Raw genomic sequence first — 12,559 nt, forward strand, 5'->3', positions numbered from 1 at the left:
AAGTAATCATAAAAAATTAAATTTATTAAGATCAGCGATTCAATCAGAATTGAAGTTACATCAAAGAAAGGTAGCTTGAATTGAAATGGCCTCTCTTAATATTTTCAACTAAGTTTGACTAATTACCCTTCAAAGTTACTTATTTGAAAGCCGATATATTAGAATATCTTTAGTTAAGAAAATTTGTTAATTTTTAACTAAATTCATGTAAAAACAATGAGATTTATTAGAGTCATATTCATTCTCTCATTTTCAATTGTTTTCTTTCAACGAATATTCGCCCAGCATAATCCTGGATCAGATTGCTTTTCGTGTCACTCAAACTTCAAGCTTGGTGGTACAATATTCGGAGATACTTTGGGAATTTCCATTGCTTCGGGAATTCCGATTTCTTTAGTAAAATCCGATGGAAACACAATAACGCTTGATAATTCAAACTCAAACGGGAATATATACTCACTCACAACTCAGGATGGACTCTATCAGATTAAAATAGGGAACTATCTCAGCCGAACGTGGCATAAACTTCCTGAACTGAAAAGCTGCAACACATGTCACATTACAGGTGGTAATGGTTCTGTTACTCGAACAAAATTATTTCCAAAATTGCATACGGCAATTCCGTCCGATAACAATTGCAGAGGATGCCATCATTTCCCGGCAAGCATGAATTTAACTCAACTTAGAACTCCAAGTGTTTTGATCTCAGCTCATTCGGCATCTACTGTGCAAACTTCTCAAGTTAGAATTCTAAGTAATAATTTTTCATTCTATCCAAACCAATATTCAATAACTACAGTTCGTCCTGATATTTTCGATTCAAGTTACTATTCAATGTTCGATGTAATTCTTGCAGTTGCACGGAAAAATAATATTCCGATTGAATACTACTTTGACGATAGCTGCAAAACTCATTTCATCACAAAAATTAATAATGTTAGTGGAAACTATTGGTATCATTTTTCTTACGATGCCGGAAGCGGAAACTCAGGTGAAATTCAATTTAAACGAGCAAACAGATGGGATGAAGCTCTTTGGCGCCCTGGAGTTTGGATTCAAGTAGTACAAGGTGAAAATTTAGCAGAAATCAGAAAAGAATATATTGAAGAAATTCAAAGAGAAAATTCACAAGGGCATTTGATTCCATCTGTCAGGTTCGCAATTAATCCAAGCAACTATAAAGGCAATCCGCCTGAATCTCATCGAATTACTGTTTCAAAAGAATTTAGAAATGTTTTAGTTACTCCGCACAACTGGAGGACAAAAGAATTCCCATCGCCATATTCAAAACCTTTTAAATCCGGAGTTGTAACTTCTCTCGATATTCCATTGAGTTTGATGGATCAAGGTTTGTTAAATGCTGTTACGGGAGTTTTCTATAATTATTTTGCGCAGAATTATATCGATAGCTATTATTTGGTCGAATTAGGTTTTCCAGGAATTGGAACCGTTCACTCGTCAGGCAGGCAAGGAATAGTTTACATTACTGAAAATGGTTCGTTCAATACTTTGCCGAATGGTGCTGATAACAAACTTCACATGACTTGTGACATTAATGTGATTCATGCACCGGATTTTTCATATTGGCGATGGATAGAACTTGGAAATCCTTATTATGAAAATCAAGAACCAACAAAGATTGAAGAAGAATTGATAAACGAGGATTATAATTCAATCAGTCGTGGATTTAATTTATATCCTCCATATCCTAATCCGTTCAACGGTCAGGTAAATATTAGTTTTAATATTTTTCATCCCGGAGATGTTAATATTTCAATTTATAATTTGCTTGGAGAAAAAATCACAACTTTACTTGAAAAAACTGTTGAAAATATCGGAATACAGAAATTAGAATGGATTCCGGATAACATTCCGAGCGGAATGTATATTATAGCGATGAAATATAATAACAATACTCAAGAACGAAACTTAGTTTATCTTAAATAAATAAGTGAAGAAAATGAAATTCTTAACATCATTTATGATTTTGCTGATCGCAGTAAAAATATTTTCGCAAACAAATTTTCCAAACATCAACCAAGAAATTTCTAAAGGGAATTTCACGATTGCAGCAAAATTAATCGATGAAACAATTCAAAAAGGAAATTTACCAAAAACTGAAATTCTCAATCTGGAATTTCAGAAAGAAGTTATGGATAGAATCAGAAAAGATTTTCAAGGTACGCGCGAAGAAGTAATTCAATTTATAAAAAAATATTATCCTGATGTAAATGATAACATGATTAGCAAATGGGAAGCTGACGGTTCGCTTGAATTCAAAATAATAGACGGAAAAAAATTTTATTTCAATAACGCCGATGCAAATCTTTTTAGAATAAATAAAATTGCAAAGAATCAGAAAAAGAAAATTGACGGCGATAAACCCGATGCTCTCGATGAATATTTAAAAGAATATCTCCCGAAAGTTTTTGAAGAAGTTGAAAAAGGAAATAGCCGATTGGTAAAACCAGTTAACCTAAAATTAAATTATACAGTTACGGTAAAACCTGATGTCGTTCCCGAAGGTGAGGTAATAAGATGCTGGTTGCCGTTTCCTCGTGAGATTGGAAGACAGAAATCAATAAAACTTCTTTCAGTAAACAGTAAAGAATATGTTGTTGCTGATAATAAAAATCTTCAAAGAACAATTTACATAGAAAAAACTGCGGAGAAAGGTGTGCCGACTGTTTTTAATTTTGTGGTTTCGTATACAGCCTTCAGTGATATGTATAAGATTGACCCAAAATTAATTCAACCATATCTGAAAGATTCAGACACTTATAAAAAATTTACATCAGAAAGATTTCCTCACATAGCATTCACCAGCGAAATAAAAAATCTATCGAAGCAAATTGTTAACGATGAGAAAAATCCGTTTCTTAAGGCAAAAAAAATTTTCACATGGATTGATGAAAACATTCCTTGGGCAAGTGCGAGAGAATATTCTACTATAGAGAATATTTCGGATTATTGTCTTAAAAACATGCATGGCGACTGTGGAATAAAAACCCTTCTGTTTATGACTTTGTGTAGATACAATGGAATTCCAACAAAGTGGCAAAGCGGATGGATGCTTCATCCTCCCGAAGTAAATTTACACGATTGGTGCGAAGCATACTTCGAAGGTTATGGTTGGATTCCGGTTGATCAATTATTTAAATGCTGTCACCGACCAGTCGGTGACAGCAGCAATGTAATCATTTTAATGACACGACTCGTTTTTATATCCACATAAAATATTTCTCGCGTTGGATAGCTTTTTTTTGTTGAAAAAAATTCTCTATAATGAAGTATCAGTGGACCGTGGGATTTGATTGAACGAAATTTTCCAGCATTATGCTGTTGAAGTCGTTGCTGTCTATTAGATATGCGAGTTAGTATTACTTTCCATCCTTCGCTCTCTTTAAATTTATATAAAGTACATTAGCGGAGAGACAGGGATTCGAACCCTGGGTGCACATAAGTGCACAACGGTTTTCGAGACCGCCCCGTTCAACCACTCCGGCATCTCTCCAAAAAAAATAATTTCAAACTGCAACGGTTTTCCTGAAGCGACGGCTTCGCCGCGTGACCGCTCTGCTCAATCGTCTCAGCATCTTTATAAATTATCAATATCAAGAGAGCATTTATCCAAGAACTTAGAAGAAATTAAATCACTCTCTATTGGTTACAAATATATAAATAATTTTTCTATCGACGATGCTCAATGACATTTATTCAATCCCTTAATTCTGACCTAGGAATTTAGATTCTGTAAGATTTTTATGGAAATCTCAAAATTCGATTATAATTTTTCTCACCAAATTATGTACTGCGAATAAAAATAGTGAGAAATAATATTCCGTCCCTGTGGGACTAATAATTTAGTGTGTTCATATACTAAGAGTATGTAGCTCCAAACGGAGCTAAAAATCCTTTATCGATATAACATCAGTAGAAATAGAATAAGAAATGTGAAACTGAGTCTCGAACATCAGTTAATGTAAGGACAGAATAAAGAATCATTGCTTCTGTTCTCTCTATCAGATATGATATTTAACAGTATTAAATTACATGCGAATATTATAAAACCACGAAAGCCTATTTCGTGGTTTTTATGATCTAGCGATTAATCTTTTTATTTGCCAAAAAGTCCACTGATAAGATTCATACCTTGACTTAATATATCCCCCTCTGAAACTTTTCCGTCGGGAGTTAATTTGTCAACTACTTGAGGAATTAAGTTGGATAGCTGCCTAGATAGTGAATCTGAATCCATACCAAGCTTCGAAGCTAAATTACTTATGGTATCAGAACCGAGAATATCTTGAATTTGTTCTGCTGAGATTGGAAGATTTGCTCCAGTTCGTACCCAAGAAGAGACCACGTCGCCAAGACCTTTCGATGAGAATTGTTGAATGAGACCATTTAATCCACCACTTTGCTCGCCGATTAATCCCATTATTGTTCCCATTAAATCACTTTGCGAATCATCTTTTCCTCCGCCAAGTGCAGACGTAACTGTGTTTAAAATATCCATTTGAGTCCTTTCTTTTCTTTTGTTGTAATGATTATTCATGTACTAAAACATTTTACTGAAGTGTGAAGTTCCAACTTATATGATGGCCGCACATCATATTGTAACCAGAAGTTGGAGATTTTCTTGAAGATCTATTTGAGAGCTATTTTAAGCATTGAAAAAAAATGCAAAAAACAAGAAAATTTTCTTTACTTTTTCAAAAAATTTGCATAGACTTTCGACAAATTGCATGAATTATCGACCACAAACAAAGATGGGCCTTATGAAAAATAGAATTTTACATCTTGTTTTCTTTTTATTTGTTCCTTTCATCTTTTTTAGCTGCTCTGCTTCTGAACCAGAAGAGGTTAAAGATCAGACAGTTGTAATCGAAGAGAAAGGTCCAACTGCAATCATTTTTCGGGGTGACTCAAATGAAAGACTGAATCAAGCTCTTAAGGACAACAAAGTTGATCTTGTCTCAAAGGGTTTTTGTTCAAAGGTTTTTCATGGATGTTGCCTTCCAAGAGGGATTTCTGATTATTATTACGGTGTGAATGCTGAGTTATTCAGTCTTGGTAAACCGTTAAAAAATAATTCCTACTGTGATTTATGGCTGCATTATAAATCTTCAGAAGGATACATAGCTGCATTCCCGCTTGAATATCAAGCAGACCGCAACATGTTAAAGGTAAACGGGATTCATTTCGAATGTATTGTTGAGGATAATAAATTTTGGGTTCCAAATTTAAACTACTACCACAAAAATTGGCCTTCGGAAACATTTGATTATGTTCTCGATTTTTCACCCAGCAAATTTATAAGATTCGAACAACAATTTTGCAGAAACCTTGCAATACCATCGACATTTAAAACTCAATCGGGAAAATTGTTCCCATTAGAAATCTCTGAGAATCCAGGTTTTCAAACTTTCAGTGAAACACCTTTCGATGACCTTACACTTGAGTACAAGGACATATCAACCGGAATGGACAACTTTGCAGACTACTACTATTTCGACAGGTTAGATTATATAAAAGATTATTTAGCGAATGTATCATTTTTAGTCCGCGACAATGAAACTCATTTTCCAGTTGAAGGGGCTTTGGTTACAATTACCCCAATCGATGGCACAGAATTAGGCGTTGAAGCATTCGAAAGATTCTCAGACTTTGCACTTCGTGCACCTAATTTTGACTACGGGTTTTATGGATTCAAAAATTGTGCATCGGAAAAAGTTCTCGATAAATTTTCTATGCAGAGCAAACTCTTCACATACTTCACGGATTATGGTATTAATCCATGGTCGTTAATCACCAGCGAACTTAAAACTAAGACTACCCGTGACGGAGAAGTCTATTGGACCACGAATGATATGCTGAAGACCAATTATAATCTTTATGCTAATTTGCTGGGAACACCGATTTTCAAAAAGGAAGTTTTCGCCAAAGGTCATTATTTTGGTATAGAGAGGTATAAACGTTATAGAATAAAAATCATTCATCCGCATTATCAATTCTTCGACAGGGAATTCAAAGTAAACCGAGACAGTCAAATCCTGATAGAATTGGCACAAGTGACTAAGAAAATGGAAGTTGTGAAAGGTAAAGGGAATTATGAGAATATGGTAATTCGTGAGATTGAATTAAAGTATTAGTAAAATACAAATTTGGATTTTGCAAGCCGCTGAGTTCAGCGGCTTTTTTATTTTAAAAAAATAAAATTCTCGATAAAATAATTCTATTATTACATCAAGTTCTAAGATTCTATTTGCGTGTGCAGAGCAATTTCTTCTAATACGCCGCTGACTTTCAAACATTCACTTATTTCGCCAAAGAACACTACTGCTTTACCCCGCAGATGTACTTCCAACGTCATTGCTTCAGCCTTATCAAAAGAACATCCAACAGCTTTAATAATTTGTGCTATCACTTCGTCGAAAGTATGTACTTCATCATTAAATAAAATTACTTTAGCAGGAAGTCCGACATCAATTCCATCATCAATGCCGGGTTCATATTTTACCGTAGTTTCAGTCATAAAAAATATTTCTGGGAAAAATTTAGTCACAATCATTTATTTAATCAATTGCTATTTTATCGTTGGAATAGTAAATTATTTTCGAAAAAAAATGCAGAGGAAATAATTGATGAACATTATTGTTTGTGTAAGTCATGTGCCCGATACTGCGGCTAAAATCAAAATAAACTCCGAACGGAATGCAATAGATCCAGCAGGGATTACATTCGTCATTAATCCATATGATGAATTTGCTGTTGAAGAGGCACTAAAAACAAAAGAAAAATTCGGTGGTGAAGTTACTGCCATAAGTTATGGATCAGATGCTTCCAAAGAGTCAATTAGGAAAGCACTCGCAATGGGTGCCGACAAAGGAATTTTAATCAAAGGTCCTGTCAATGTTGATTCTCTGACTGTTGCAGAAGCGCTCGCAGGTGAAATTAAAAATTTAAATGCTGATGTCATTTTTTGCGGTAAACAATCGGTCGATTATGACAGTTCAGCTGTAGGTCAAATGCTTGCTGAACTTCTTGGTTATCCATCTATAAGTACCGTAGTTAAATTGGATATAACAAAGAATGAAGTAACTGCGGAGCGGGAAATTGAAGGCGGGAAAGAAATTGTAAAATCAAAACTTCCTCTTGTATTAACTGCTCAAAAAGGATTGAATGAGCCGAGATATGCATCCTTAAAAGGAATTATGGCAGCGAAATCAAAAGTTATTGAAGAAAAACAATTTGATGGGAATTTAAACCGATTAAATGTAATTGATTTAAAAATGCCTGAAGGAAAAAGAAAAGGTAAAATCGTTGGAACTGATGCTTCTGCTGTTCCAGAATTGGTCAAGTTATTAAGAGAAGAAGCAAAAGTTATTTAATTGGAGGAAAAAATGTCGGTAAAAGTTTTAGTAGTTCTTGAACAAAGAGATGGAGAAATAAAAAAACAATCTTACGAACCAGCGAGAAAAGGTGTCAAGCTCGCTAAGGAATTAAATGGTGAAGTTATTGGGCTAATACTCGGTAATGATATCTCAAATTTAAATGCATTGAACGATCATGGTCTAACTAAAGTAATACACTTAAAAAATAAATCGTTACAAAATTATTCAAGTACTGCGTATGGAAAGTTAATCGCTGACACGGCAAAGAAGGAAGGATCAAATTTAATCCTATTATCTCATACTGCACTCGGAAAAGATTTGGCTCCAATCATTGCTGTTAAATTAAATGCCGGATATAGTGCCGATTGTACTGATATCTCTTCTGAAGATGGTTCGATTAATGCTATTCGCCCAATTTACGCTGGCAAATCTAACTTAAAATTTTCATTGAGTTCTGCAAATACTGTTTTAACAATCCGTCCAAACAGTATTCCTCTCAATGAAGATGGGTTCAATACCCAAGCAAACATCACCGTCCTGGATGTCAGCGATGATGAGTTAGATCTTCGAGCAAAAGTTACAGAGTTTGTTAAAGCATCTGAGAAATTGGATGTTGCCGAAGCGGATGTCATAGTATCAGGCGGCAGAGGGATGAAAGGTCCAGAACATTTTAATCTTTTGGAAGAAATGGCAAATACACTAGGAGCCGCTGTTGGTGCTTCACGCGCAGTAGTCGATGCTGGTTGGCGTCCTCATGGCGAACAAGTTGGTCAAACAGGCAAAACAGTTTCCCCATCGCTTTATATTGCTTGTGGAATTTCCGGAGCTATACAACATCTGGCAGGAATGTCTTCAGCAAAGTGCATTGTAGCAATTAATAAAGATAAAGATGCACCTATCTTTCAAATTGCAGATTATGGATTAGTCGGAGATGTATTTGAAATACTTCCAGTGATGAACGAAGAATTAAAAAAAGTTGTAGGATAAGATTTGCACAAAATTCAAGTTGAGATATCGGCATTATCTGCGACACCGACTTCCGGTGGCGCATATGCTTTGATTTTAAAAGAAGTCAATGGAACGAGACGATTGCCTATCATAATAGGTGCATTTGAAGCACAGGCAATTGCACTCGAATTGGAAGGGATAAAACCGCCGCGGCCTCTAACGCACGATTTAACCAAAACGATTATTGAATCACTCGGCGGTCAATTGATTGAAATCGTTATTGATGAACTTCGGGATAACACTTTCTTTGCAAAAATGATCTTTGAGCTTTCCACATTAAGCCAGGAAATTGATGCAAGACCAAGTGATGCAATTGCAATGTCAGTAAGATTCAGATGCCCAATTTTCGCTAATGAAAAAGTACTCGAAGAAGCAGCATTCATACCAAATGCGGATGACGATGAAGTAACACACGGACTTCCGATCGAAAAGAAATCTCCTCCGAAGAAAATTACTCGTGAAAACAAAATCGTCCAGCTACAGACTCAGCTTCGAGAAGCACTTGATAAGGAAGAATATGAAAGGGCTGCAAAGATTCGAGATGAATTAAAAAGACTATCTGGTGAAAACTAAGGGAAACTCCGAAAGATTCCATCTTTCAAAATTTAATCAACGTAAAAAAAGATAGATTTTTTTTAAGATCCAACAGGGATTTGATTTATTTTTTCCGGATTCCCGATTCCACATTCATTGCAGCGTTTCTTACTGCAATATTCACGAAACAGTTCGATCAATCCTTGATAAAAAACACTTTGTTTCCATATATCTGGCAATGATAGAGCATTCGCTACATCAACAGTTACTCTATTGTCAGTCCTCTGCATCATTGTTTTGTAAACTGAGATAACCTTCAAAGAATTTTTTTGTCTCCCAAAAACGTCCGATAATACTTTAATGAATGGCAGCACAACATTGATGACAATCTCTTCAGCGCGTGAACTACCAATAAAATATTGAAATGGAGTTTTTGCACGTTTATCAAAGTGATAATGATTCCGCCAAAAACCGCTTGCCTTAACAATCACGAGAGAGCGGAGTTCGCGAGTCATTTGCGATGAAATTTCAATCTGCTCAAAAGCCGACATGATGCGTCCAAGAAGATTATTATGAAGAATTTCATATATGATCCTGACACCTCCAGCCATTCGAATCGTAGGAAAATTTTGCGGTTTCAATTGGAAGAAGTGCCATTTTGAATTATCCATTATTTCGCCGCTGTAGTATTTCTTGACTGTGTCCCAGTAGCCATTCATTGAGCGAATATAGTTTTTAGATTCATCGAATTTTACATCATTAATATTTGGCTTCAATCCGGATATCGATAGATATAGAAATTCTGCATTTTTAACGAAACTATCCTTTGTTGTATTCTTTTGAAGAAAATCGATATCAATTTCTTGTGCAATTTTCCTAAAGCTGTCTTTATTTTTAGAATAGCCAAGTGCTTCAAATGTTAGCTCATAAAATAATTGCTGCCAAATTTTTTCATTTTGATATTCTGACCGACTAACATCATTATTATAAAAATCTTCATTCGGAGAGTAATTAATGCTCGGTTCACGCATTCGGTTCCGAAGCATCTCTTCATAATGAATTTCTTTGAGTCTGTCAAGTATTCTGCTGCACTTCTTTTCAAATCGCCTTAATCCAAGATCGCGTATAAAATGAATCTTTTGATCTTGCGTTGCAGATGACTTGGCAGACATACATGCTATTCCCTTAACTCGATGATCGCGTGCAGAAGAAATAGCATCACGGATTGAAGTGCGGATATCAGTTGCAAGAAAAGAAGAAAGCATTAAGCATTGTACATTTCTGCCAGCGGCTGTACGAGGGATATAATCACGGATATCCTTTATAAAAAAAACATGAAGCACCACTTTATTGTATTTCGCATTTGCATTGTGTCCATGATTGATCCAATCACTTATTGACGGATCGATCTCAACATCACCGACATATTTTATTCCGCCGACTTCAATTCGTGCATTTTTAAAATCAGGCCCCTCTTCCCCATCGACCTGAACACCAGGATCGATAATATTAATTTGAGCCCCATGGGTTGTAAAAAGCTTATCAGAATAATTTCGATTTTTCCAAATTTCGTATAAGAATTTTTCTTTTATGTTTTTAAGATTTTTCAATCGTAATAGATATTATCAATTAACTGTTTCAGCTTACGTGCATTCTCATTAATAGTTTTGGACATATTGTCGGCTATACCTGAATATAAAATCCCGCGGCTTGAATTAATCAGGAATGACTCCAATTTATTTTTTTTCAAATGTTTCAAAACAAATTCTAAATCTCCACCTTGAGCACCAATTCCAGGAATCAGAATTTTTATTTTTTTGATCGACTGGTCTAAATTATGGAACTCCGCTTTCTGCGTAGCACCAAATACGATACCTAGATTTTGATGGATCAAATTCCATGATTTGACTTTTTTCAAAATATGATTGGAGAGAATTTTCCCATTTTCAAGTTTAAGTTTTTGAAAATCACCAGCGCCACGATTTGAAGTTAATGCCAGAACATAATTTGTTTTACCTTTATAAGAAAAAAATGGCAGCATGGAATCATAACCAAGCAGCGGATTTAATGTAACTGAGTCAAATCCAAAATGCTCAAAGATCGATTTTGCATAATACTTGGATGTTGAATCAATATCTCCACGTTTTGCGTCTCCAATTTTTTCAATTTGATTTGGACACTTTTTTAATGTACTCTCTAAAATCTTATAGCCTGCTGAACCTAATGCCTCAAAAAAAGCTAAATTAAACTTATAAGCACCGGCAAAGTCACTTGTCGAATTAATTACTAATTCAACAAAATATTGCAGCGGTTTCTTTTTCTTTTTAATTGAATTTGGGATTAGTTCGGGTAAAATATCGATGCCTACACAAAGGTGCGATTTATTTTTCAATTTAGAATCTGACACCAATTTTACTCATCTCTTTGCCAAATATAGAAAAACATTGGCTAACACGGAATCTGTCTCATGCAATTGCTTTATTTTCAGCAGATTGTTTCTCGAATATTTAATGCAGTCGATTGATTCGTGGTTCTGTCCGATTAAAACCTCACACCCAATGTGAAATAATGTACATTTTTCAAGCGTCCAAAATCTTGATATGCATAATCTACCTTTAACGATATTAGGCCGTACATTCTATAATCGACGCCGGCACCAAGAGTGAAACCTTGTTCTGTATCCTTTTCAAATAAAGATTTATAACCTGCACGCAGAAATATCATTTCGTTCCACGAATATTCAAGCCCCGTATTTAAATATTCTGTATTGTCATTCGGATGAATAGCGTTTATTTCGCTTGTCAATCGTGATGATGCTGTCTTGACAACATCTACGGCAATTCCAACTCTGAATAGCAAGGGAAGATCGAATGCATCTAATTGATGCTCAGTGTTAATTACATTTCCCCCACCTGGTCCGGCAGTAGTCAATTTCAATATATCTCGCCCTTGCAATTTCATTTTAGTCCCAAAGTTTGAAATACTTGCACCGAGTCGAGTTTCATTTAAAAACAGAATTCGATAAAGAGTTCCGATGTCGACGGCAAATCCGATTGCAGATTCGTTCCAAATGTATTCACGGATATATTTAGCATTGAAACCGATTGAAAAATCATCTGTTAAACTTCGTGCATATGAGAGTCCAATTGTCATCGCACCTGCAGAAAATAATTCCCCTGTTCCTTCTGGCTTTTCGATTGTTCGTACGAGCATATCACCCATAGAGAGAACTGAAACAAAAGCGCCAATCGTTCCTATATCACCGACCTGCATTCCAAATGCGGCATGATCAAATTTTACATCAAGCAGCCAGTCAACATGGTTGAAAATCACTTCTCTCGAATTCACATACGCTAAGCCGCCAGGATTCCAGTAAATCGAGGTAACGTCAGTTGCAGATGCAGTAAAGGCACCTCCCATACCAAGTGCACGCGAACCAACACCAATTTTTAAGAACTGTGCTGATGTAGTGCCGGTTTTTGTTAAGCTTGTACCGATTTGTGAGTAGACGGAATTACTGAAAAAAATAATAAGACCTGAGATGACGATTATAAAATTCTTTTTCATAAAAAACTCCTTTGATGAAGATGATGAATTTACTGATCGCTTCATTTTTCATT

Annotated in this window: 11 protein-coding genes and 1 tRNA gene; 6 read left to right on the forward strand and 6 right to left on the reverse strand. The window is 35.4% G+C overall.

The features are described 5' to 3' along the window. Positions 1–216 precede the first annotated feature (216 nt). Positions 217–1,947, forward strand: a complete 1,731-nt coding sequence (locus FJ213_04975) for a T9SS type A sorting domain-containing protein (protein ID MBM4175512.1) — start codon at positions 217–219, stop codon at positions 1,945–1,947. Between the two features lie 13 nt (positions 1,948–1,960). After that, positions 1,961–3,235 (forward strand): transglutaminase domain-containing protein, encoded by a 1,275-nt coding sequence (locus tag FJ213_04980; GenBank protein ID MBM4175513.1) that lies wholly within the window; start codon positions 1,961–1,963, stop codon positions 3,233–3,235. Between the two features lie 189 nt (positions 3,236–3,424). On the opposite strand, the gene FJ213_04985 is transcribed toward FJ213_04980, so the two are convergent. Further along, positions 3,425–3,514: transfer RNA gene (locus FJ213_04985), tRNA-Ser, on the reverse strand. Between the two features lie 603 nt (positions 3,515–4,117). Beyond that, entirely contained in the window at positions 4,118–4,519 is a 402-nt protein-coding gene (locus tag FJ213_04990) for a DUF937 domain-containing protein (protein MBM4175514.1), read from the reverse strand. Positions 4,520–4,781: 262 nt separating this feature from the next. Here FJ213_04990 and FJ213_04995 point away from each other — a divergent pair, with 262 nt between their 5' ends. Further along, complete coding sequence (locus FJ213_04995) at positions 4,782–6,155, forward strand: hypothetical protein (GenBank protein MBM4175515.1); 1,374 nt, start codon at positions 4,782–4,784, stop codon at positions 6,153–6,155. 101 nt (positions 6,156–6,256) lie between these two features. On the opposite strand, the gene FJ213_05000 is transcribed toward FJ213_04995, so the two are convergent. Continuing rightward, on the reverse strand, positions 6,257–6,538 hold the full coding sequence (locus tag FJ213_05000) for an ATP-dependent Clp protease adaptor ClpS (GenBank protein MBM4175516.1): 282 nt from the start codon (positions 6,536–6,538) through the stop codon (positions 6,257–6,259). A gap of 109 nt (positions 6,539–6,647) precedes the next feature. On the opposite strand from FJ213_05000, the gene FJ213_05005 reads away from it, so the two are divergent. Genes FJ213_05005 through FJ213_05015 form a run of 3 tightly spaced genes read left to right on the forward strand, consistent with a single transcriptional unit; the run spans position 6,648 to position 8,978 of the window. After that, entirely contained in the window at positions 6,648–7,394 is a 747-nt protein-coding gene (locus FJ213_05005; protein MBM4175517.1) for an electron transfer flavoprotein subunit beta/FixA family protein, read from the forward strand. A gap of 12 nt (positions 7,395–7,406) precedes the next feature. Next, a complete protein-coding gene (locus FJ213_05010; GenBank protein MBM4175518.1) occupies positions 7,407–8,384 on the forward strand; it encodes an electron transfer flavoprotein subunit alpha/FixB family protein in 978 nt (325 codons plus the stop codon). Between the two features lie 3 nt (positions 8,385–8,387). After that, complete coding sequence (locus FJ213_05015) at positions 8,388–8,978, forward strand: hypothetical protein (GenBank protein MBM4175519.1); 591 nt, start codon at positions 8,388–8,390, stop codon at positions 8,976–8,978. A 62-nt stretch (positions 8,979–9,040) separates the two neighbouring features. Here FJ213_05015 and FJ213_05020 read toward each other — a convergent pair whose 3' ends face one another. From FJ213_05020 to FJ213_05030, 3 genes are all read right to left on the reverse strand, one after another. After that, positions 9,041–10,549: a DUF2851 family protein gene (locus FJ213_05020; GenBank protein ID MBM4175520.1), complete on the reverse strand. Its 1,509-nt coding sequence runs from the start codon at positions 10,547–10,549 to the stop codon at positions 9,041–9,043. After that, positions 10,546–11,349 carry an orotidine-5'-phosphate decarboxylase gene (gene pyrF, locus FJ213_05025; protein MBM4175521.1) on the reverse strand — a complete coding sequence of 268 codons (804 nt, stop codon included), beginning with the start codon at positions 11,347–11,349 and terminating at the stop codon, positions 10,546–10,548. Before pyrF ends, FJ213_05020 begins: the two co-directional genes overlap by 4 nt. 131 nt (positions 11,350–11,480) lie before the next feature. Further along, entirely contained in the window at positions 11,481–12,551 is a 1,071-nt protein-coding gene (locus tag FJ213_05030; GenBank protein ID MBM4175522.1) for a PorV/PorQ family protein, read from the reverse strand. Positions 12,552–12,559 lie beyond the last annotated feature (8 nt).

The sequence above is a fragment of the Ignavibacteria bacterium genome, from assembly GCA_016873845.1.
Taxonomy (GTDB): domain Bacteria; phylum Bacteroidota; class Ignavibacteria; order Ch128b; family Ch128b; genus JAHJVF01.

What these genes read in the sequence shown, in the direction of transcription:
- FJ213_04975 (MBM4175512.1), top strand. Translation starts at nt 217, where the DNA reads ATGAGATTTATTAGAGTCATATTCATTCTCTCATTTTCAATTGTTTTC.
- FJ213_04980 (MBM4175513.1), top strand. Translation starts at nt 1,961, where the DNA reads ATGAAATTCTTAACATCATTTATGATTTTGCTGATCGCAGTAAAAATA.
- FJ213_04990 (MBM4175514.1), bottom strand. Translation starts at nt 4,519, where the DNA reads ATGGATATTTTAAACACAGTTACGTCTGCACTTGGCGGAGGAAAAGAT.
- FJ213_04995 (MBM4175515.1), top strand. Translation starts at nt 4,782, where the DNA reads ATGAAAAATAGAATTTTACATCTTGTTTTCTTTTTATTTGTTCCTTTC.
- FJ213_05000 (MBM4175516.1), bottom strand. Translation starts at nt 6,538, where the DNA reads ATGACTGAAACTACGGTAAAATATGAACCCGGCATTGATGATGGAATT.
- FJ213_05005 (MBM4175517.1), top strand. Translation starts at nt 6,648, where the DNA reads ATGAACATTATTGTTTGTGTAAGTCATGTGCCCGATACTGCGGCTAAA.
- FJ213_05010 (MBM4175518.1), top strand. Translation starts at nt 7,407, where the DNA reads ATGTCGGTAAAAGTTTTAGTAGTTCTTGAACAAAGAGATGGAGAAATA.
- FJ213_05030 (MBM4175522.1), bottom strand. Translation starts at nt 12,551, where the DNA reads ATGAAGCGATCAGTAAATTCATCATCTTCATCAAAGGAGTTTTTTATG.